The organism is Paenibacillus taiwanensis DSM 18679, assembly GCF_000425125.1.
Lineage (GTDB): Bacteria > Bacillota > Bacilli > Paenibacillales > Paenibacillaceae > Paenibacillus_B > Paenibacillus_B taiwanensis.
Genome location: NZ_KE384307.1, coordinates 292495 through 315345, shown reverse-complemented (window position 1 = coordinate 315345; position 22851 = coordinate 292495). Strand labels below are relative to the sequence as shown.

Annotated in this window: 23 protein-coding genes and 1 other annotated feature; of the genes, 3 read left to right on the top strand and 20 right to left on the bottom strand. The window is 47.0% G+C overall.

What is annotated here, in order from left to right:
• Positions 1-134: 134 nt before the first annotated feature.
• The 3 genes from H509_RS0115365 to H509_RS0115355 all read left to right on the top strand — a co-directional run bounded on the left by H509_RS0115365 (position 135) and on the right by H509_RS0115355 (position 2479).
• Positions 135-1043, top strand: coding sequence for an ABC transporter permease (locus tag H509_RS0115365; protein WP_028545861.1), 909 nt, complete (start codon positions 135-137; stop codon positions 1041-1043).
• 21 nt (positions 1044-1064) lie between these two features.
• Entirely contained in the window at positions 1065-1934 is an 870-nt protein-coding gene (locus H509_RS0115360) for a carbohydrate ABC transporter permease (RefSeq protein WP_028545860.1), read from the top strand.
• A gap of 110 nt (positions 1935-2044) precedes the next feature.
• The gene (locus tag H509_RS0115355; RefSeq protein ID WP_028545859.1) at positions 2045-2479 is read left to right on the top strand and encodes a hypothetical protein; all 435 of its coding nucleotides are present in this window, start codon (positions 2045-2047) and stop codon (positions 2477-2479) included.
• Positions 2480-2667: 188 nt separating this feature from the next.
• Here H509_RS0115355 and tyrS read toward each other — a convergent pair whose 3' ends face one another.
• The 20 genes from tyrS to H509_RS0115250 form a co-directional block, all read right to left on the bottom strand.
• On the bottom strand, positions 2668-3927 hold the full coding sequence (tyrS, locus tag H509_RS0115350) for a tyrosine--tRNA ligase (protein ID WP_028545858.1): 1260 nt from the start codon (positions 3925-3927) through the stop codon (positions 2668-2670).
• 131 nt (positions 3928-4058) lie between these two features.
• Positions 4059-4280 (bottom strand) — a binding site (T-box leader).
• Positions 4281-4403: 123 nt separating this feature from the next.
• Complete coding sequence (locus H509_RS0115345; RefSeq protein ID WP_028545857.1) at positions 4404-5597, bottom strand: MFS transporter; 1194 nt, start codon at positions 5595-5597, stop codon at positions 4404-4406.
• Between the two features lie 18 nt (positions 5598-5615).
• On the bottom strand, positions 5616-6641 hold the full coding sequence (locus H509_RS0115340; protein ID WP_028545856.1) for an ROK family transcriptional regulator: 1026 nt from the start codon (positions 6639-6641) through the stop codon (positions 5616-5618).
• A gap of 265 nt (positions 6642-6906) precedes the next feature.
• Entirely contained in the window at positions 6907-8211 is a 1305-nt protein-coding gene (locus tag H509_RS0115335) for an ATP-binding protein (RefSeq protein ID WP_028545855.1), read from the bottom strand.
• Between the two features lie 260 nt (positions 8212-8471).
• Positions 8472-9050: a response regulator transcription factor gene (locus H509_RS0115325; protein ID WP_028545853.1), complete on the bottom strand. Its 579-nt coding sequence runs from the start codon at positions 9048-9050 to the stop codon at positions 8472-8474.
• 276 nt (positions 9051-9326) lie between these two features.
• On the bottom strand, positions 9327-10613 hold the full coding sequence (locus H509_RS25545) for a DegT/DnrJ/EryC1/StrS family aminotransferase (RefSeq protein ID WP_036697585.1): 1287 nt from the start codon (positions 10611-10613) through the stop codon (positions 9327-9329).
• 1 nt (position 10614) lies between these two features.
• A complete protein-coding gene (locus H509_RS0115315) occupies positions 10615-11754 on the bottom strand; it encodes a 2-deoxy-scyllo-inosose synthase (RefSeq protein ID WP_028545852.1) in 1140 nt (379 codons plus the stop codon).
• Between the two features lie 5 nt (positions 11755-11759).
• Positions 11760-12557, bottom strand: a complete 798-nt coding sequence (locus H509_RS0115310; protein ID WP_028545851.1) for an ABC transporter permease — start codon at positions 12555-12557, stop codon at positions 11760-11762.
• Entirely contained in the window at positions 12550-13575 is a 1026-nt protein-coding gene (locus H509_RS0115305) for an ABC transporter ATP-binding protein (protein ID WP_245596100.1), read from the bottom strand. The genes H509_RS0115310 and H509_RS0115305 overlap by 8 nt, the downstream gene beginning before the upstream one ends.
• Complete coding sequence (locus H509_RS0115300) at positions 13553-14506, bottom strand: hypothetical protein (RefSeq protein ID WP_028545849.1); 954 nt, start codon at positions 14504-14506, stop codon at positions 13553-13555. Before H509_RS0115300 ends, H509_RS0115305 begins: the two co-directional genes overlap by 23 nt.
• Positions 14507-15469: a hypothetical protein gene (locus H509_RS0115295; RefSeq protein WP_028545848.1), complete on the bottom strand. Its 963-nt coding sequence runs from the start codon at positions 15467-15469 to the stop codon at positions 14507-14509.
• The gene (locus H509_RS0115290; protein ID WP_028545847.1) at positions 15447-16403 is read right to left on the bottom strand and encodes a hypothetical protein; all 957 of its coding nucleotides are present in this window, start codon (positions 16401-16403) and stop codon (positions 15447-15449) included. The genes H509_RS0115295 and H509_RS0115290 overlap by 23 nt, the downstream gene beginning before the upstream one ends.
• A 14-nt stretch (positions 16404-16417) precedes the next feature.
• Positions 16418-17659: a glycosyltransferase gene (locus H509_RS25540; protein WP_051287223.1), complete on the bottom strand. Its 1242-nt coding sequence runs from the start codon at positions 17657-17659 to the stop codon at positions 16418-16420.
• The gene (gene fabZ / locus H509_RS0115280) at positions 17656-18084 is read right to left on the bottom strand and encodes a 3-hydroxyacyl-ACP dehydratase FabZ (RefSeq protein WP_028545846.1); all 429 of its coding nucleotides are present in this window, start codon (positions 18082-18084) and stop codon (positions 17656-17658) included. Before fabZ ends, H509_RS25540 begins: the two co-directional genes overlap by 4 nt.
• A complete protein-coding gene (locus H509_RS0115275) occupies positions 18081-18929 on the bottom strand; it encodes a sugar phosphate isomerase/epimerase family protein (protein WP_028545845.1) in 849 nt (282 codons plus the stop codon). Before H509_RS0115275 ends, fabZ begins: the two co-directional genes overlap by 4 nt.
• The gene (locus H509_RS0115270; RefSeq protein ID WP_028545844.1) at positions 18926-19171 is read right to left on the bottom strand and encodes a hypothetical protein; all 246 of its coding nucleotides are present in this window, start codon (positions 19169-19171) and stop codon (positions 18926-18928) included. The genes H509_RS0115275 and H509_RS0115270 overlap by 4 nt, the downstream gene beginning before the upstream one ends.
• Positions 19155-20603, bottom strand: a complete 1449-nt coding sequence (locus H509_RS0115265) for a class I adenylate-forming enzyme family protein (RefSeq protein ID WP_051287220.1) — start codon at positions 20601-20603, stop codon at positions 19155-19157. Before H509_RS0115265 ends, H509_RS0115270 begins: the two co-directional genes overlap by 17 nt.
• Positions 20604-20619: 16 nt before the next feature.
• Positions 20620-21327 carry a beta-ketoacyl synthase N-terminal-like domain-containing protein gene (locus H509_RS25535; protein ID WP_051287218.1) on the bottom strand — a complete coding sequence of 236 codons (708 nt, stop codon included), beginning with the start codon at positions 21325-21327 and terminating at the stop codon, positions 20620-20622.
• The gene (locus H509_RS0115255; RefSeq protein ID WP_028545842.1) at positions 21324-22538 is read right to left on the bottom strand and encodes a beta-ketoacyl-[acyl-carrier-protein] synthase family protein; all 1215 of its coding nucleotides are present in this window, start codon (positions 22536-22538) and stop codon (positions 21324-21326) included. The genes H509_RS25535 and H509_RS0115255 overlap by 4 nt, the downstream gene beginning before the upstream one ends.
• On the bottom strand, positions 22531-22797 hold the full coding sequence (locus H509_RS0115250; RefSeq protein ID WP_028545841.1) for an acyl carrier protein: 267 nt from the start codon (positions 22795-22797) through the stop codon (positions 22531-22533). Before H509_RS0115250 ends, H509_RS0115255 begins: the two co-directional genes overlap by 8 nt.
• Positions 22798-22851 lie beyond the last annotated feature (54 nt).

Here is a 22851-nt window from a genome sequence, read left to right as displayed (position 1 = left end):
GCCATATAGGCACTCTCTAGGCTGACTAGTAAGATGAAGTATATATGAAACCGCATTCATTCGAAAAGGGGGCACCTTTCATGAACCAAACTGTTCCAACCGCTCAGCCTTCCAAATCTACCAATACGAAACACATGAAACCCTTCGTCAGTCCACTTCGAAAACATACGTGGATGCTGCATCTGATGGTACTTCCGGCTGTCGTATTCACTTTTATATTTGCTTATATTCCGATGTCAGGCATCTTGATGGCGTTCCAACACTACAAGCCCAAGCACGGCCTGTTTGGCTCAGAATGGGTAGGACTGGAGCATTTTCGATATATGCTGCAAAATGATTACTTCCTCCAAATCGTAGGCAACACCTTATTTTTTGCCGTTATTAAAATGGTGTTAAATCTAGTCGTTCCCTTTGTATTCGCATTGCTGTTAAATGAGGTACGAAAATCGATCATCAAACGATCTATCCAGACGCTAGTCTACTTGCCGCATTTTCTATCTTGGGTTGTGCTAGCCGGTATCCTCATGGATATGCTTTCACAGACCGGGATCGTCAATCAATTTTTGACCTGGCTGCTCGGCATTAAACCGATCTTCTTCTTTGGAGAAGGCAATTGGTTTCGCGGGGTTGTCATCGTAAGTGATGTGTGGAAAGAGTTTGGCTTTAGCACGATCGTATTTCTGGCCGCTTTAGCAGGTGTGAATCCTTCGTTGTATGAAGCAGCTGAGGTGGACGGCGCCAACCGCTGGCGGCAAACACTTCATATTACGATTCCAGCGTTGATGCCCATTTTGATCGTAGTAGGCACCTTAGCGCTAGGTGGCGTACTGAACGCTAACTTTGATCAAATTTTTAATATGTACAACTCGCTCGTTTATGACAAAGCGGATATTATCGATACATTTGTGTATCGTGAAGGCTTGCTAAGCGGCCAGTTCAGCTTCGCAACTGCGGTCGGCCTCTTAAAATCATTTATTAGTCTCATCCTGATCGTTATTTCGTACCTGCTCGCCTACCGATTCGCTAACTATCGCATATTTTAATATAAAGGGGAGGCCACTATTATGTATCATAAGACAACAGGCTATCGAATCTTCTCGGCATGCAACCACCTCTTTCTCATTACGCTATCTATTCTATGTATATTGCCGCTTGTTCACCTTATGGCGGTGTCCTTTAGCGGACCCGCCCCGGCGAATGCAGGCTTAATTACGTTTTGGCCAAAAGATTTTACGATTGAGGCCTATCAGAAGACATTTGACAACCCGAATTTCTTAAACTCCACGTGGATCTCCGTTCAAAGAACGGTTCTGGGCACGGCCCTCAGCATGACGGTTACCACCTGTGCCGCCTATGCACTCTCCAAAGAGAAGGTACTCGGCGGACGAAATGTATATATGTGGTACTTTATATTTACGATGCTATTTAGCGGCGGTATTATTCCGGGGTACATGCTCATTACGAAACTTGGCTTAATCAACACCTTGTGGGCGCTAATATTGCCAGGTCTGGTAGGTGTATATAATATTATTTTGATGCTAAACTTTTTTCGCAACATTCCAAGAGAACTGGAAGAAGCGGCTGTCATTGATGGGACGAATCACTTTCAAACCTTCCTGCGTGTATATTTGCCTATATCAATGCCCTCAATAGCAACCATTACGTTGTTTATTATCGTTGGCCATTGGAATGCCTATTTTGACGGCCTCATTTATATGCGAGAAGTAGAGAAGCTGCCGCTTGCTACGCTGCTGCAAACGATAGTGGTGCAAACCGACTTTTCGAACATGGACCCTGAAACGGTTAAAAAGCTGTCCCAACGCACTGTAAAGTCGGCGCAAATATTTATTAGCCTTATACCCATCTTGGCCATCTACCCATTTCTGCAAAAATATTTTGTGCACGGAATTGTATTAGGTGCGGTGAAAGAATAGGCCTGCTAATAAATTGGGTTGCTAATTTTAGCTAACTCGTGACTTGTATCCAAGCTTAAAGTTATACACCTCCATACAGTATTAGGAGCATAAAAAGGAGGTAGGTTCAATTGGCTAGATTAGTGGACGAACAAGTTTCCTTGAACTCCAGTGTTCTCGGAGAACTCGACATTCCAATTACGAAGACCCCCGAATTGTTTGGGACCCTTGGTCTGGATACTTCGAATACAGGCCCTACTCTAAGAGTTGAATTCGACTATACACTGGAGTTCAGCTATGTAAAAACTAGCAGTTTTCTCATTAGTATTTACCGTGGTGTAGGTGATGATGCCGTGCTCGTATTCCAGACCCAGCATAGCGGTGTGGCAGGGGATGACCATAAGTGTGCGATAAGAAACGTCGCTTCAGCTAGCGGTGTAGATTACTTGCCCCCGAATCCAGGCTTCCTCATTTATCAAGCGTTTGTATCCACGACAAATACAAGGTCCTCCAAGCTTAAACGAATCGGTCCTGAAAGCTTTGCTGCCAGAGCCTACTCAGACTAGTTGCCGCGTCAACTAAGGCTCCCCTAGTTTTTTAGTCAAGAGGGAGCCTTATGTTCACGCAGGTCAGTACCCGCTCATGAAGCGTTCACGTTATTACTTGTAAGAAAAGGGACTGCGGCAGTGCCTAGCGGCATTACGACAGTCCCCTTCGGGTTATATAGGTCTACACCGCGATAACTTTTCGCCAGCTAGCTTATTCGGACCAAGCTGTAATTTTTCTTTCCTTTGCGAATAATAATAAATCGACCGTCAAAGGCAAGCTCCACACTCACGTCCATGCCCACATCCGTAACACGCTCTCCATTCATAGAGATAGCGCCCTTCGTAATATCTTCACGGGCCTGACGCTTGGATGGCTCAATACCTAGTTCCACTAGCCAATCTACAATGTTCATCGTTTCTTTTGAGGCGTGGAACGTTGGCATATCTTTAAAGCCCTGCTCGATCTCATCAGCAGTCAATGATTTAATGTCCCCGCTGAACAACGCTTCTGTAATTTTCTTCGCTTGGATTAACAATGCTTCCCCGTGAACAAACTTGGTCATTTCTTCCGCTAGCACTTTCTGTGCTTCACGCTTGTGCGGCTCCGTTTGTACTTTTTCTTCTAATTGATCGATCGTTTCCTTGTCGAGGAACGTAAAAAATTTCAAATATTTGATGACGTCGCGATCATCTGTATTTGCCCAGAACTGGTAAAATTCAAACGGTGTTGTTTTGTTTGCGTCAAGCCATACCGCTCCACCAGCAGTCTTGCCGAACTTCGTACCATCCGCTTTAAGCATTAATGGAATCGTTAAGCCAAATACTTTTGCTTCTGGTCCTTCTTTTCTGCGAATCAAGTCTAAGCCACTTGTAATGTTCCCCCATTGATCAGAGCCACCAATTTGCAATTGCACATCTTCATGCTTGTACAGATGGTGGAAATCCATCGACTGCAAAATTTGGTAAGAAAATTCCGTGAAGGAAATACCACTATCCAAACGGCTCGCGACGATATCTTTTGCCAGCATCGTATTCACGCTGAAGTTTTTGCCGTAGTCGCGCAAAAAGTCAATGACGTTAAGCTGATGTGTCCAGTCGTAGTTGTTGACCATTTTTAACGAGTTGCTGCCGTCGATATCAAACAGCTTCTTCATCTGTGCCGTTAGCGCGTCTACATTGGCCTGTACTTGTTCCATCGTCTGCAATTGTCGCTCCGTCTGACGTCCACTCGGGTCTCCAATCGTTCCCGTCGCTCCGCCAATCAAGATTACAGGACAATGTCCTGCCAATTGGAAACGTTTCATCATCATAAATGGAATTAAATGTCCAATATGCATGCTGTCACCAGTGGGATCAACCCCGCAGTACAAAGAAATCTGCTTGTTCTCTACTAGCTCGCGTAATCCTTCCGCGTCCGTTTGCTGGTTAATCGCCCCGCGCCATTCTAACTCATCAATAATGTTCATGATTGACCACTCCTTAACTGATCTGAATAAATAAATGCCTATCATTGCATGAATCCATGTAATCTTGTTGTTTCCATAGGCCAAATCGGGACCGATATAAACACAAAAAAACGCCCCTTGTCTATTGTAGACACAGGGACGATTGATTAACCGTGTTACCACCCAGATTGCACCAACGACGCTGCTGACGTCATTTATGCCACTCTCGGCAAAATATCGATTGCCATTCCGCTTAGCATTACCCAAGATACTCCAGAGTGTAATTCGCAGGTTTGTGTGTGCTAGGTTCCATCAACCCCCAGCTTTCTGGCAACAGGGACAAAGCTGCTACTAATCTCCTTCAACGTACATCGTTTATTAGATTACAGACAGTATATTGAATTAAAATTTTTTTGTCAATCGGAGGGGCAGCACATCTTGAGACATGCCTATACTTCTTTATCATCGTAATGCTGCCTCAACTCCTCATCCACAGCTCAACGCGCTTTCATCAGCCGATTGACCTGCTCAGATCCAATAAACATAAGCACAATGTATGTTAGCACGAAATATGGAATCACACCTGTTGTCGTATAACCGATCACCCACCCCAAAAGCGGGGGTAAAAAAGTACTTCCGGTATACGCAACTGCCATTTGATAGCCCATAATACCAGTGGACTGCTCTTTGCCGAATCGGGTAGGTGTCTCATGCAGCAGACAAGGGTAAATAGGTGCACATCCGAGGCCAATCATAATGAAACCAACCAAGGAAAATGGAGTCGGCAGCGGCAAAACAAGAAGCACAGTTCCGACAAGCGCAATCATCTGTCCCGATCGAATTAATAGACGATTACTGACTTTAAAGGTTACAAATCCGGTTATCAGTCTGCCCACTGTAATACCCGCATAATACAAGGATACCCATTGTGCGGCTGTGGCGGCAGAGAGTTGTTTGGTGTTGACAAGAAAGCTGCCTCCCCACAAGCCGACAGTGGATTCTACGCCGCAATAGAGCAGGAAGGATGCGAGCGTTAACTTTACGCCCTTAATCTTTAACGGGTTTGTACGTGCCTTGTGCTCGTTTGCTCCCTCAGGAGCCGCATCCCCCCCGTCATTACTTTTTTCATTACGACTTTCTGGTGATACTCGTTTCCAAAGCGGCAGTGTACAGAACAGCAGCACGACCAGTGCAAGCTGCACAATAAAAATAGTCGTATAACCGTTTCTCCACGATTGTTCACTAGAAATATAATAAGACATAATGATCGGGCCAATGGTAGCGCCAACGCCCCAGAAGCAGTGCAGCCAGCTCATATGATGCGCCTTATAGTGTGTCGCTACGTAATTGTTTAAGCCTGCATCCACTGCACCAGCTCCCAAGCCAAGAGGGATCGCACATAGAAATAGCCAGATCAACGAAGGGGCAATCGAGAACCCGAATAATGCCCCTGCTGTCAGCACACAACTTACAAAGGTTACTTGCCCAGTCCCAAAACGTTTAAGTACCATTCCGCTTGCTAGACTGGATACGATCGTTCCGCCAGCTATAATCATATAGAGCATGCCTGCCGTCTCGATCGGTGCTCCATAATCCATTCGCATGACCGGCCACGCCGCTCCTAACAACGAGTCTGGTAAACCTAAGCTAATAAAAGCCAAATAAATAATAACTAAAAATAGCGTTGCCATGATGAAATAAAACCGCCTTTATCGTTTCTGTTGCAGTATAGGACCCGTTTCCAATGTATCTAGCGTCTGCACAATCATGCCGCTCAAATAATCGGCTGCAAAATCCTCCGAGTGGTGCAGATGAGGCATAACACTTGGAGGAAGCTGTGTGCTGCATCGATCTACGACCGCCTTGACATGCTCCTGTTTAATTCCGTATCCGCACAACACGACTAGATCGGGATTCAGCACACTGGATACTGCAACGGTAAGCTTCGCGATTGCACAGCACCACGTATCAAAAGTAGCTGACAGTGTGCTGTCTCCCCACGGGATGCCAAGCGGTATGTGCGCAACTTCGCCAGCGAAATTGCCTTTTCCCTTATGCAGCCTGCCATTCATAAAAATTCCCGCCCCAGGTGGATGCCGTTGTGGAAAATAGAAATAAACTACGGTCTGCTCCAAGGCTACATGCTGTCGAGTGCTGAAGCCTATAACTGCTGCATTCACGTCATTTTCAATAATGATGGGGCGCTTATATCTGCTGTACAAATGCGTAGAGAGCGAGACACCAAGCAACGATTGATAATCGGATACAATCATCTTCCCCTCATGCTCCGCCCCCGGCAAACCAAGACCAATCGCCTGAATAGCAGGATAATCGGCAAGCAGTCGATCCATTATAGACTCCAATTGAGCCAAATCTAGCTGATCGACGTCCACCTCTGTCTCGAAAACAGGATCACGAGACAAATTAACGACCGTCGCATGAACTTGAATGCGTCCCTCTCTTTCCAAAGGATACAAGATGAGGGCCAGTGCATAGTCCGAATGGTAGGCAAACCTCATCGCAGGTCTTCCACCCAAGGAAGGAGTAAGACCGGACTCTGTTACTTCTCCCTGCTTGACAAGTGACCTCAATATCGTATTAACCGTCACGACACTTAAACCGGTTGCCCACGCGATTTCTTGCTTGGTGGCACTTCCCTTGGTTTTTAACATTTGACGTACAAGATTCGTATTAATCTGTTTGATCACAGGTGCGCTTCCGCTAATTGGTTTCACCTTACACCTCAATTTATAAAACACTTTTTAAAAGTATTTTAATAAGTTCAAAACTAAATTTACTACTTCTCCACAAAGCTGTCAATCTTAACATCGAACGTATGAGGCAGCCGTCGCCAGACAAAAATAAAAGCCGCTTTATATGCAGCAGCTCTTATCCGTTCAATTTGATGCCAAACTATACAGTTTATTTGTGCACTGGCCCCCCTAGTCCCTTTATCCTCCTAGCCTTTTTTATCATTTAAAATGATTAGCGTTATTACTTTTATCGTTCGGATCTTTCATAATTCAAATGAACGAGTCGTGTGCGTGACTTAGGAAAATAAAGGGCCACACTTGTCCCTACACCATACTGACTTTCCACCTTCAGCTGCCCATCATGTTTCGCCATCACCTGCTGACAGTAACTTAGACCGAGCCCAAAATGGGTAGATTTCTTTTTTGTTGTATAGAAGGGTTCTTGAATACGTGCGAGCTCTGTAGGCAAGATGCCGGTTCCATTATCACGAAATTCGATCATTGCGCCCTTCTTATAGGCAGCAATACGGACTTGGAGCAGCCCCATATCAGGTTTCATAGCTTCTATTGCATTAAAACACAAGTTGACCATACAATCTTTTACGTAAACGGAATCACAGCGCACGATCAGCTTTTGTTGATGCAAATCTGTGCTTTTCACCATCTGAACACGATGCTGCTCTGCGTAAGGCTGAATTAATAATAAGGCTTCATCAACCAGCATATCCATTTCAATAGCTTCCTCGTGTAATACGATGTCAGCGCTGAATTGGCGTATTTTGTTTACCATTTCCTGAACATGGTTGGTGATTCGATACAGCTCGTCAACGGATTGTGATGCCGTACCATAAGGAAGATCGCCTAGCGCTTTCTTTAATTGATCAGCTAAATATTGAATTTTGTTCATCTCGTTCTTAATAGAATGATTAACGATGGACGTAACCGATAAAGCGGTGGAAGCTTCCTTTGGGCCGATGGTCATACAGCCTTTCAAATTCACCTCCTTCACCCCTCTCTCCATCCATTGTCGACCAAAAATGACAAGTACACTAAAGATTAGTCCGGCCGTTCCCCAATGCGATATCAGGGTTCCCTGTCGAATAATTTGTACAAGCACCAGCGTATCATGCATACTGCCTATAAACATCATACATAGCCCTGCAACAAACCATTTCCCGTCCTTAGTTAATCGTGTAAATTCAGCCAAGCTACAGCTTAACACATAACTTAAACCGATCAGCACGCTCGTAACAAATATAAATATGACAAGGGGCAATCGAATGAGGTCAATAACGTACAAAAGCAGCAGTGCGGTGCCACAGACTGCATATGCCCGCCAGAGCCAACCTTTACATCGCAGCACAGACCGATCGAACATTTGATCCACGAATAAAAAAAAGACGACGGGTATCCCCATCATATTGAGTAAAATCGGAAACGGTTTCAAGCTGAACCAGACGATAAAAAAGCTGCTAAACGACCATTTAATGCCTGTCATAGCGATCATATAATTAGCAAGCCCACATAACAATATCATAAAATACAAATACACATACTGCTTCCTCGTTTGCTTAAATACAAATAAAAAAAAACAGCTAAACTTACGTAAATAACCGCCAAGCCAAATTTGCTCAGATCTTGCCGAAGGAAAGCCTGTGTGCTAATTGCCGAGTGATCAGTGCTCATCCAATGAAAGTTCTCATAAGGAAAGTTCTCATATGGAGAAACACCCCGAAATAAAAGAAGCGGCAGCAGGAAAAGAAAAATAACTGTCAACAGAATTGCTCGTTTTGCGGCGATTTTGACCAATTTCTAATCACTCAATGTCTTTGTTCTTTTTCTGCCGATACTTTTGATCTGGCTTTTCACTGTGTCCAACGACTTATGAAGCATAGAGGCGATCTGATGGCTCTTGAATCCTTGCTCTTTCAAATCATATACTTCCCGCTCCGACCGCGACAAACATCGTAATCTCCATTCCACCAACAGTACGTCTGCACAGCAGCCATGTATCGACGAATGGCCAGCATGCGCAGCACGAATCGCATCCACAATATCTGAATAATGCTCCTTAGTCACGTAATTAACAGCTCCCATATCAAAAGCATCCATAATGATGCTGCGCTCCTGATAAGAGGTCATCATAATGACCTTACAGTCCGTCCGAGTCGTAATTTCCTGCGTGGCATATAGGCCGTCACGTTGATTCGGATTCAGTTCCACATCCATCAGAACCACATCGATATCAGCATGAAGTGCTGCGTCAACTGCCTCCTCCTTCGTACATGCTGTCGAGGCAACCACGATGTCCACTTCCTGATTGAGGTCATAAACGATATGCTTTATCCAGAACGGATCGTCTTCTACCAACAACACTTTAATTTTATTCATAGAAAAACGACCTCCTTATGATAAGAAGAAAATTGCTTTTCTCACTACCTTTTCCACTTATTCGTTATGCCATAACGCATGAGATGACCGATTATACTTCACACCCTTTCGTGAGCTGATTTCACTGCTTGTCAGTTTTTTACGTATTAGCTTCATGTTCATAAGAAAGGGATGGGTTGACGGTACACAATAGCCAATTTAAGCTGATTCTGTCCATGCCATACCATCCCCCTCCTGCTGTAATCAAGAAACATTACAGCTTATGATCATATGAATCTATTGTAAACTATGAATACACTTGTCGGTTAATAGGCCTTCCTTCCCATATCGGTACAGCACACGAAACGCCTCTACAATGTGCTCCATGTCCTCTGTATCTCCAAGCAGCACAGCATGATGAAATACGATGCCACAATCGTAAGCCGCATCACATTGCGGAAGCCTAAAGCGCTCTGTGCACAGTGCGCTCGTGTAGGGCTCTCCCAACTTGTGCCGCGTGGGATGTGGCTTGTAGAGCGGATTACGATGCAGCGGAATATAAGGTTCATGCAAATAGTAAGCGCCTAAGCCAAGCATGTGCTGCAAGTTGAGAATCGTCTGGCTGGCTGTGCTGCCGAAGACATCAGCCTCGATTTTTACGACAAATCCATAATAGGATTGTCGATCAACTTGTGGCTGTGTGCGCATCGTGAGCACACCTGGAATCTCACGCAAATGTGCATGAAGATAACGCACATTACTTGCGCGGATATCGTGGTGGTCATCGAGCTTGCGAAGCTGCGCCAGCAAAATCGCAGCTTGAAACTCCGACAAGCAGCGGTTAGTGCCAAAGCGGCCGCCTGTCTCGCTTAACTGCATCGCCCCAAGCCTCAGCTCTGCATCCGGCAGCTTGGTCCGTGCGTTCCAAGCGGACGCCTCCATCTTGGCTAATATTTTTGCGTCCTTCGTAATGGCCGCACCCCCTTCGCCGCAGGTTAGCACCTTGCCCTGCTGCATCGAGAATGCGCCTATATCGCCGATCGTGCCTGCCCGTTGGCCGCGCCAGATGGACCCATGACTGTGAGCGCAGTCTTCAATCACATACAGATTGTATTGGGCAGCGATCTCCATAATCGCGTCCATGTCTACCATGCTGCCATACATATGAATAGGAAGAATCGCCTTTGTCCGCGGAGTAATGGCTTCGCGCACCCTATCAGGACTCATACAAAATGTGTCTGCTTCAATGTCAACGATAATCGGAATTGCATTAACCGATAAAACAGCAACAGCAGGGGCAATCCAGGTCAAGCCAGGCACGATCACTTCATCCCCATAACCGATCTCAAGCGCCTCCAAGGCAGCAATTAGGGCAGAAGTACCGTGATCCAGCGTCAGACAATGCTCAATACGATTGTATTGGGCGAAGGCAGCGGCAAACTGCTGCTCCTTCGACTCCCTGCCCATATAAGCACCGCTGATCGCCCACCTGCCGCCGTCAAGCACATCGAGCAGTTCTTGCCGAGTAGCCTCGTCTGCCATTGGCCAGGTTGGCCAGCTTTTGGTTCGAATAGGTGCCACCATGTCAACTCACCACACTTTGCTTCAATCGAATTTGTTCTTGCATAACTTCATGAATAAGCTCATTTGGTACTAACGTAATGTAGGATTCGTGCTGCATTGCTGGTTGACCTAGTCCTTGCAACAGCACCATGCCCGTATAACCAGTGCGATTCTGACGATAGCCCCGCTTGTTGTCGGAATGTAAAATGTGCTCAATAGCAGGCAGCAGTTCCTGACTTGGCTGAATCCAAGCACCAATCTGATTTAACAGCTCGTAGTGCAGATTAACCGCCTCTCGACTTAGCAGTCCCAACTTCTCTGCAATTCGGGCCGCACACAGCATGCCAAAGGCAACACTTTCACCGTGATTGTATTGCCCCTTCGAAGCTAGTTCCAGCGCATGCCCGATCGTATGCCCATACTCCAAAATAAGACCGCTTTTTTTCTCAAACGGATCTTCGCGCATCACGGTACTTTTAGCCCGAATACAAAAATCGATAATGTCCCCTAACTCGCTTGTATGATAGTGATGGTCTGACCGAAAGATAGCCTTAAACCGTTCGCTCTCCTCTGGCGCAATCGTTAATATGTTTTTGACTACTTCACACAGACCCGCTCGTATTTCGCGGACAGGCAAGCTTGTAATGTAGCCCAGTTCTACACATACAATGCGCGGTGCGTAATAAAAACCGACTAGATTTTTGCCGCTAGACAAATTGACAGCCTGTTTTAAAGACAGCACCGAATCAGACGCGGCCATTAACGTTGTTGGCACATGAATTAACGGCAAGCCGCGGAACAACATCCCCGCTACCATGCCCGCGATATTCCCGGTAACACCACCACCAACCGCCACCATAACGGTGCGCCGATCTGCGCCAAGGCCTATCACTTGCTCGCACAACTGCGCGACGGTCGCCAAATTTTTGTGCTCCTCGCCAGGCTCAAATCTGAGCACATGCACATTCCCGACCCGCCCCAACTCCATGCTGGTTTCTTCCAATATACGCGGCGGTATGCCTGTATCTGCAATTAGAACAAAGCTGCTTGGCATCGTGTCCTGTTTCGCAAACCATGAGGACAGCTGTGAAATCACATGCTTGCCATACCAAAAGTCATATTGATATGAACCAAATTGGATCGTTCGCACTTTATGTGTCATATCAGCTACCTCCAATCTCCGCTTAACGCCCGATTAAACACATACGAGCAGAAGATCATACCTGCAATCGATAAACCGAATATACATAAGCCTGGTCGAAGCAAAATGTCCCATTCCCATCCTTTCAGCCATAACGTACGGACAACAACGACATACCAATCAACCGGATTAAAATAGGACACCACTTGAATCCATTTTGGCAAAGAGCTCATCGGCATCATCGTACTGGATAAAAACTGCATCGGCATTAGCGATAAATTTACGACGACCATCATACTGTCCGTATGGCGCACTAGCAGTGCAACACCATACGAGATGGCCGCAATACCAATCGACATTAAATAACCGAATCCAGCAATGCCTAGCGCTGTACCGATATTTAAGCTTCCTTGCGCGCCCATCAATATCGCAATGACCATTACAATAACGGCTTGCATAATAATAACCATAGCCTGATGAGAAAGTTTGCCTAAAATAACGGCTGAACGGTTCGACGGCGTCGAAATAATTTTCTCAATGACACCTGTCGAGATATCAGCCAGCACTCCCATACCCGACCACCCTGCGCCAAACAAAGTGGTCATAACCACAACGCCTGGTGCAAAAAACAACAAATAATTGTCCCCAAACTCACTAAACTGTCCGGTATGAATGACAGGCTGAAAAATTTGGCTGAACAGCAAGAGCCAGATTAAAGGTGTCGCAATGCTGGTCAGCAAGTATATCGGCAGCTTGACCAATTGAGCATGGCTCCGCCAAAAGATGCCGCTAAAATCAAACCAAAGCCATTTCCAATTAAGCATATTGAATACTCCTTTGTGTATATTGCAGCATAACGTCATCCAACGTCGGCTGCGTGACACGTACCGAGGTGATCTGTACGTCATAATGGCTTAACAAATCGAGAATCGGCGTAACCTGACGGTGACCCTGATCAACCCAGAAACGCAGCTCCGTACAGGCCTCATTTAGTTGAATTCGTTTTATAACCAGCTGCTCATGCGCCTCCAGCAGTTTACTGTGCAGTTCTTCTTCCGTAATCACTGACGAATGTTCTGCCACTGTAATATAAATTTGGTCGCCGCCTACTTCTTGCTTGAGCTGTTCAGGCTCACCTAGACATACACATTGGCCTTCTTGAATAATCATGACTCGGTCGCATAGGCGATCGGCTTCCTCCAAGTAATGCGTAGTTAGAAATACAGTCATGTTCTGCTCCCTTTTGAGCCGCTCCAGCACATGCCACAATTGATAACGATGCTCTACGTCCAAGCCGGAGGAAGGCTCATCCAGAAACAATATTTTCGGATGATGCAGCAAAGCTGTCGCGATCTCAAAACGCCGTCTCATCCCTCCCGAGAAGGTCATTAGCAAGTTATCCTTCACTTCCAGTAGATGGACATAGTCCAGCACTTCCATAATTCTGTCGTTCATTTGCTTGCGTGGGATGTGATACAGCTTGCTGATCCAACGCAAGTTCTCATACGCTGTTAATTGATGATCGTGTCCACCAATCTGAGAAACATAACCGATATGCTCTCGAATCGCTTTCTGTGAAGTCATCGTATCCCGATTTAAAATAAGTATGGAACCTTCCGTCGGTTCGAGCAGCGTGGTCAACATTTTAAAGGTCGTACTTTTTCCTGCGCCGTTTGGGCCGAGCAGACCAAATATTTCCCCTTGCTCCACCTGAAAAGACAGATTGCGAACCGCCGGAAACGGTGCTTTATCGTATTTTTTAAACAAGTTGTCCACTTGAATGACTGGCAATAGAAGCGCTCCCTTCGTGTATAAATGCTTATCTTGTTTTTGCAGCCTCAACTAGGGTGATGACATTGCTTAACGTGTTGTATTCCAACTGAATCAACTGTTCGTAATGCCCCTGCAAGGCAGCCATATCCGTGCTGCTTCTCCGCATTAAAGCCATTGCCAATTTATTGCGGAAAGCATCCCATTCTTGCACAACAGTCTGAAATGCGGTATTACTTGACTCTCCCTCATCACAGGACCAGAGATAATTCCGAACCAACTCCCTGCTGCGCGTCACGATGCGCTGGTAATCCAGCACTTGATGCTCATAATGGAGCTGGCGTTCACCCGAATGAATATACGCAGTCAACGCTTGTAAATAGTCACGGCCCTCATCCAGATTGGATTCAAGCGGGTAATGTTTCAGCACGTGTCGGAGCATGTCAACTCTGTCATTGTCACGTCCAAGCACAGCCTGTGCCAGCTCATAATTTTCCAGTTCCAACTGCATAAAAGGTGTAAATTGCTGCGCATAGCGGTAATTAAATGCGGTATCGATCAGCTTGGCCAGGTGTGCTTCGCAAACCTCATAATAATCGCCATTAAATAAATTAAAGATCATAAATTTATTTTGTTCCGACTTACGCACTAATAGATGAAAATGCCAGTGATCATCGTCAAACGTCTTGGGTGATGCCGTATCATATTTCAAATTAATCGATAGCGGCAGGACGCCCCGTCGGTCTAAATAGTGCTGCGCGTAGGCGATTGCTCCGTTCACGTCTAACATATCGGGGTAGTAAATACGTGTGCCGAATTGCACCAGAAAATCGTTAGCACGATGAATGGGAGAACCGCAGCTTAACCGTCCCTTATCAACAAACAGCTCAAAAAAGGAAGAGGACATACTCATCAGCTCAAAAGGAAACCGGAATTTATAGTTCACAACGAGCATGTTATACACAGCTGCGGACACACAATTATAAGCATGTGTGAGTGTCATTCACTGTGCAGCCCCCTTTGTCTGCATCAGCACAATTTGCTGCTCCAATCGCTCAACAACAAGCGTCTCATGACGATTCAGATCGCGATACATCCAGAGTAAATGCTCGTATCCTTCTGCCTCGCGCCTGTTGATTGTCATTGCAAGTTGGAGCCTGAACGTCTCCCACCATTTCACAAGTTCACGATCTTCCTCTGTGATTGGAATGCCGATAGCTGCTGCGCTGTTCAGCAATTGCTCTCTGCTCTTGGAAATAATAATTTGAAAGCCCATAATTCGATACACCTCATCATGAAGATCGGTTACTTCCTCCTTCAAGAAAGCGTTCCGAATATATTCGATAAAGGCGCAGCCCTCAGCCAGATTGTGCGCGGGTGAGTAAGCCTGCAACGCACCCAGCAAACGATCTGTTATGTTCGTTTGCAAGAGCAAGTGCCGAGTATGCTCAACATCAGGAATGTGGATGATCATAAAGGGCGTGAATTCCCCTTCATTACGATAGTTAAACGGTGTATCGATCATATTGGAGAAATGATGCATATTAACGGTATATTTTGTCCCATGAAACATATCAAACATGATAAAATGCTGCTCGTCGCTCCGCTCCACTACCATTTGAAAATTCCAAAAATCATTATCAAAAGGTGCGGGATCAAGCACAGAATACTTCAAATTAATAGCGATTGGCAGCACGCCAGTATGCTGCAAATGCGTATCCGCATATGCCACCGCGCCTGCTACATCGCGTACATTCGGAAATTCAATCGTCCCCCCGATCTCCGTCACAAATCGTTTGGACACATCATAGGGATGAGACAGCAGCAGCTTCGTATACAAATGCTGAAGCTTTAGGAAGTCAGGGTTAAAGAGCAGCGTCTCCAGTTGAAAGGAAAGGGGATACGCTTGAGTGATGTAGTTATACACGCTGGCGAGTATGCAATTATACGTCGATACTAGCTTCATATTGGCTCATAACCTCCTGCAGACAATGTAGTTCGAGGTATATTAATTGCTCGTATTGTTTGGTTAAACGAGTGAACGCCTCACGTTCTTGGCGATGCAAAGCCATACCAAGCAGTCGGCGAAACCTTTCCCAGCCGCTCTGCAACTGCTCCACTCCGCCCATTCCTGTCAGATTGCCTCCTATAGAGCGCTTCACATACTCGGCAACAAAATGACGACTTTTACAAATAATATGGGGATAGTTCATCAGCTTATAAATGTCAGAATCTTTAGGTCTTTCCACCGCGTACCGGGATATACCGTCAAAAAACATACTTCCCATATGCAAATTGATGTGCAGCGGATAATGCTCGACAGCGTGCCGCAAGCTGGACAGTCCACTACTGCCGGTCACAAGCTTACGCTGTGTAGCTTCCCTATCGTTCACTTCCATCTGCATAAATGGTGTAAATTGTCCTGAATTTCTATAGTTAAACGGCGTATCGATCGCCTTCATCAGATGTTGTTCATCCACTACATAATATTTATCCTCGAACTGGTCGTACATTTTGAACCTGCCCGTCCCTTCTCGGTCAACGATGATATGAATGTGCCATGCATCGTTGTCGAAGGGCAGCGGTTCGAGCACATCATAGCGCAAATTAATAGCTACTGGTACGATGCCCTTCGTGCGTAAATGCTCATGCGCATACGCGATAGCTGTCTGCGGACTGCTTACATCCGGAAACACCATGCGGCAATCGGCACGCTGCAAAAAAGGCGTCACAACTTCCTCAAATGGCGCGGATGTTAAAAAGCCATCGTATGAAGTAACCAGTTTAAAAAAGGGTGGGCTAAAAATAAGTGCTTCCAGTTCAAATTCAAGTTTCTGTACGTGTGTTAAATAATTGTAGATTGTAGCAATGACACAGTTATAGGTCGTCACCAGATTCATGTCTTGCGCTCCTTTTATCCGAAATGGCTGCTAACGTGCTGTTCCTGAACAAACGTATCCAGATGTGCGACAGCCTTGCTTGCCCCTCCGAGCGCATTTAACTCGACTTGCACTTGTAGCGCACGCGTATGCTCACCACGAGAGGATATGAGCTGCTGTGATAGCTCGCGGATACGTTCACTCGTTAAGCCATCCGCTTCACAAATGAAGCCAAGACCCACCCGTTCCAGACAACTGGCGTTGTACGCTCTTTCGAAAAAGTCAGGAAACAATAGACACGGCACCCCGTACTTGGCTGCCGACACCATCATACTGTGTGTGCCTGGAAATATCGCCAACTGGGCTCGTGCCATCATCGCTTCACCAGGCACAAATCGCTCAAAGCGTAAATTAGGCCCTTCCAATCGTCGCAACTGCTGTTCTGTAGCCTCATTAAATTTACCGATGCCAAAAACAGCTTGTATGTTAGTCCCCCGATAGCTGTCAGCTAGCAGCTCAAAGCTGTCGATCGTATTCATGCCAAACGGGAGAGAGGACAAGTAAATAAATACAGTTGCTCGTTCAGAGCTTGGATGATGGAGGGCGTCCATCCAAGGTGGGACTTCGGCAAATTTGCCTTGCGGGGCTAGAGGCCCGACGTAATGTACACGTGTCTCCTGATGAGCAAGCTCTGGCTCCAAGGATGGACTTGTTGGTGCGATAAGCAATGAGCTGCGATGAAATAACAGCTCGCTTAAATGCGCAACTGGCTGCAATTCGTATTGTGCCAGCACTTGATTCCAACTGCTGCGCAGTCGGCGCAGCATCATATCCCGAAGCGGGATGTCCGGCTCCTGTGGTGAGCGGAAGTTGGGATGTAGCGGCCACGTTACTATTGAAGCGACAGGCACATGCTCCAAACTGGCCGATATTCCAATCGTGAACTGCTCGTCGTTCAAAATAATATCCGGTACATATTCCCGTATCACTTCACGTTCTCGCTCCACGGTACATCTGATTTGCTGCGGTTCAGTATGGCCCGAGGCGAACAAAATGTCTTCGTACGTGTGCAGGCCAAAATAATTTTTGTTCGTGAAGCTCGGCTTAGGTGCCGATTCATACCAAGCTGCCTGCTGTGGTAGCAGCTCCCGATATGACTTTGGGCATAAAAAGGCTGCCTGATGGCCTTGTTTTAATAGTTGTTCGGCGATAGCAATGCCACGTACTACGTGGCCCAACGTCTCCGTCCAGTTGCTAGTCACAAGCAGCACTTTCATGGACTCTCCCCCTTCTCGGTATAGATGATCAAGTCCTCCACCGTAACCATAACTTTTCCCTCGACAGAAGCTGTTCCGTTCCCTTTCGTAAATGCGCCTTTCTGTGTCACGATCTCGAAGTAGAGATCCAAACGGTCACCTGGCTTCACTATACCTGCATACTTGGTACGGCCAACCGACGCAATCATACCGCGCCGCGCCCCTCCCTCATGAGGTGAAGCAGCAAAAGCCGATAGCTGTGCAATCGCTTCTGTCATCAGCACGCCAGGCATAATCGGGTCATCAGGAAAGTGTCCAGCAAAAAACCATTCATTGATGGTGATCTGTTTATATCCTCTAGCCATCACCCCTGGAACACATTCTACGACCCGATCAACGAACAGGAACGGGCTGCGATGAGGCAGAACGGATAACACTTCCGTCATAAGAGCACCTGCTTGACAGGGAGTTGAACTTGTCCCAAATAAGCCAGCTCGCGCTGATATTGCTCACAAGAGGGCAGACCAAACCACTCTAACGTTACTGCTCCGTGATATCCGCTGTCAGAGGCGTACTGCATAATCGGCAGGATGTCAATTTGGCCTTGCTGAAGCTCGGTCAAGTCCGAATAATTACCCGCTGGGTGATACACGTTTCCAAATATAAACTGCGACGTCCGTTTGCTCGCATTTTTGAGATGAATATGTTTAACGGCCGAAAACCAGCGCTGCATATAGTCGAGTGGATCAACACCGAATTCCCAAACATGGTATACGTCGAAATTAAGGCCGATCTGCTGCCACCTTCTCGTTGTGACAGCCTTCACGAAGCGATCTACAGCATCCGGCTGATCCAGCAGCGTACCGGGATGCGTTTCGAATACAACCTGTACCTGTCTGTCACGAGCCATGAGTTCAAGCGTATCCAGACGATCCAGCCACGCTCGCCAGACATCATCGTTTGCCTCCGCGCTTGACATTTGACCTGTAAACAGGCGCAGTACAGGAATGTTTAGCTGCTGACACACCTCTAATTTATGTCTGAGCTGCTGCTGCCATTGCTGCACAGGTTGTGTCAGGTCAGTCAAGTCTTGATACCCGCTTAAGACACGGATCGGAATCGCATCCCGCTTGTGGGCTTGAACATAGGCGAGGATGGCCTCAGAGTGCCGAATCCAATGAGGCTCCCACAGCTCGATCCCTTGAAAGCCAGCATCCGCCGCAAACTTCATCAGGTCAGCAAACGAGTGCAAATGATAACGAAAAGAAACGGTTGTCATCGTCCACTTCATGTTTCAACACCTCTTAGCCTAAGATCGATATAGGTGGAAATTGACTGCATGCTTTCAAAATAAGCGAGATTTTCTGTGCGGTAATCAATTTGAATCGAATAACGTTCTTCTATTTTGGTGATCAGCCAAATTAAGGACATCGAATCCAAATGAATGGGGTCATCTGCTCCTAATTCCTGATCCAAGCTCGAAAACAAATCGGACTCCGTCACCATCTGTCTGATCTCATCGAGAACGTTCATAAGCAATCTCCTTCATTAATTGTCCTTTTAAAATTTTGCCTGCCGCCGAGGTAGGAATATGCTCCACGACACGAAATTTACGAGGAATTTTGTAGTCCGCCAAGTGCTGCTTTAACCACTGCGTAAGCTGATCAAAAGACAGCCATCGCTCCGGTCCCCATACGATAAAAGCTTCCAGTATATGTCCATAAATCGGGTGGGGAAGAGCTATTACGCAGCAATCGTGGATGTCCGGGTGTCCTCGCAGTGTATGCTCCACTTCAGTTATTTTTACTTTTAAACCGCCGATGCTAACAAGATCATTGGCACGTCCCGTAATGGTAAGACAACCAGACTCATCCATTGACACCAAATCCTCCGTAAGCAAAATCCCTTCAGCAGGCTGAACACGGTTAGACGAGGCTTCTTGATGAGGAATCCAATTATGCTGCTGTGTTACATAAGGTGAACATGGCAGTTCAATGCCTAATTGCCGCTCTTCATCAATTATCCACGACAAATGCTTGGCGATGCTGCCAACGGAGCCTGGATGTAAGGCGCGAAAATTCACGGCAATGTAGCCGACTTCGCTCATACCATACTGCTGTCCGATGCCAACGTGCAGCTTGTCCTCATATTGCTGCAACAGTTGTGCAGGAAGAGGCCCGCCGGAACACAACATAAGCGGAAGCTTGCCAGGCAACATATGTCGGCGCTGCTCCAGTTCGGTTAGTAGCAGCTGATAATGGAATGCTACGCCGTACATATGTGTAATCGACTGCTCCGCTATCTGATCTACGATAGCTCGCGGCTTGATCATTTCGGGGAACACTATCGTTCCGCCGCATCTTAACGTATGCACGACTGCCGATACCAGCCCAAACGTATGACTGACCGGAACGAGGCAAAGCACACGTGCATGTTCATTCGGAGATCCCTCTTCCTCGCTGTAGCTTGACCATTCCGTCAGCAAAGAAGCACGGTCTCGTCTGATCAGCTTTGGAATCCCTGTTGATCCCGAAGAAAAAAGAACAAGCGCCAGTTGATGATGCTTCGTCTCCTGTAGCGTGTTGCTATCAGGTGCTTCTTCCTGCTCGGAACAAAGACGAACTTGATAAGGAACCTCCACTTGAAATGTGGGTGCCACTCCCGCCCCTGTATCCGAGCCAATGACAACTGCGGGCCGATATTGTTGCAGACGCGCTTCTTTTTCTGCTGCTGTTAAGCGTTGGTCCAGAATCATGATGCACTGCTCACTGCCCCATGCAGCCAATGCCCATTCCAAAAACGTACCTGAATCAGGAAGGTCGAGAGCCACCTTTCCAGATTTATTGTCTAATGATTGCAGCAGCTCCATTTTATCGTGTACTGCACGTTGCAATTCCGCATAACTTTGGGTCCAGCTTCCAACCTGAATGGCCGGATGATCATCATGCCGCGTCATCAGCTTCATTCCTTAACACTCCCCTTTATGTCCAGAACTGTCGGGCCATGCCAACACCACCTGGAGGCTGAAGCTGATCGTACAACTCTTGCACCGTACATACGGACGCTGCTCCCCGTCTAGCAGCATGCTCCTCAGACTCCATCACCCAGCTGACGACACCCCCTGCCAGCTCTCCGCTCACATGAACACCAGTTGTTGTATCAAGCGCCCACTGCTTCGCACGGCGCGAAGGGACATCGCATAACACCACAAGCACGATATCCGCAAGACCATCTTCAATCCAGTCCGCAGCTTGCCGCAACATAATTCCTGCTCCATCTGTCTCTGGGCTAGGACTTATGCAGGTCATCGGTCCTTGGATGGACAATTGTTTATTTACAAAACCAACAATGGAGCTTGGTACAATCTGCGGAAACATGATAGGGCTTATTTTTTTGCCAGCCAGCAAATCCTTCCACTGCTCTTCCTCTGTCATTGCATCAATAAACATGCTGCCTAGAATAATGCCTTTTTGCGTGTCAGAAATCGTTGGCTCGGTAAGGCCTGCTTGTGTTGAAACTTCTGTTGCACTTGTATAAATAAGCGGGCTGAACGGTGAGCGAATAAAACCTCTTAATGAAGCCAACTCCAACACCCCTGTCTGTTGATGCAGACCCGTAATTCGATAATGTGTGTTGAACGCTGCTAGCTGTTCGCCGTTCAAAATTGAAATTCGTTGTGCCTGAATCATCCAACCTCCCCTTTCCCCAAAATCAAGGAGCAGTTGTTCCCGCCAAATGCACTAGAATTGGACATAACCATATGAAGCGGCGCTGCTCTGACACCCTCTGTCACGTAATCGAGATCCAGCTCAGGGTCCGGCGTGCCATAGTTGGCTGTCGGTGGAATCTGCTGATCCATAAGTGCAACTATGCTAATGACCGCTTCTACAGCTCCTGTCGCTTCCAGCATATGGCCTGTCGTTGATTTGGTGGAGCTGACAGGAAGACGGTATGCCTCCTTGCCAAATACCTGCTTGACGGCTTTTGTCTCGCTGCGGTCGTTCAGCGGCGTACCTGTCCCATGCGCATTTATATAATCAATGTCCGCAGGGGACAAATGGGCACTGCGTAGAGCAGCCTGCATCGCTCTTGCCAGACCGTTTCCTTCAGGATGCGGCTGCGTCACATGAAATCCATCTGCGCTTAGACCCCAGCCTAATAGCTCAGCAAGCGGCCTCGCCTGCCTTTGCCGCGCGCGTTCACGTGACTCCAGCAGGAGCATAGCTGCCCCGTCACTTATTAATAAGCCGTCGCGCTCAAGCGAGAAGGGGCGCACGACATCACTTGCCATCGCACGGTTTGAATCAAAGTTGTGAAACACAAACGGATTCAAAACATGAATGCCGCCTACCAGTGCACACGAGGCTCTGCCTTTTCGGATCTGCTCATAACCGTAGCCAATCGCATTTACAGATGCTACGCAGGCGTTGGAAAATGCAATGCGGACATTTGTGGAGCCTATGTACGCTGCCGCCTCTTCTGCCGCGCGGAAAGGATCGCGCTGGCGGATGAGCGGATCATCCACGTCCACGGCAGCTTGCAGCCCCAACTCAGCGCCCGTCTCGCTGCTGTATTGTGTCTGATAATAATGTTCTAGCCCGATGCCTTCCCCCACATTACCGATCGCTACGACGGCGTCTTTTAACAGCTCTTGATTCTTCGTTCGATCAAGCCCTGCCATTGCCAATGCTTCGTCGATGCAATATCGACTGAAGGCGCGGAAGGTACGATCCCTATCTTTTAATTCGCCGCCTCGCTTTGCATGGTTTAGCGCGGTTGAGAAGCTCTCAATGTCCGTGAAGCCGTGCCGTCCTGCGAACGTGTAACTGCGAATTGCCTCTAATCCTTTGCCAAACGGAGTAATGACACCTAAGCCCGTAATGACTACGGATTTATCCATGAGCTACTGTCCGCTCTTCGAAATAATTACACAGCTCATGTAAATTCATCCGTCCAATCCGTTCGATATCATCGTCGGGCACTTTGGTATCGTACTTATCTTCCAGATTAACGATTAACTCAAACATCGAGATCGAATCCAGCTGAAATACCGTCTCCACAGCCCCCTCTGTATCAATCACTTCCGGAATGGCGATATTCATTTTTTCTTGGCAAATGCTTGCAATAAAGTTTTTTAATCCATCCACCTTTGTTATCATTCACATATCCCCCTCATATAAGGTTGCTAACATTTCACACCAGATTGGCGCTTT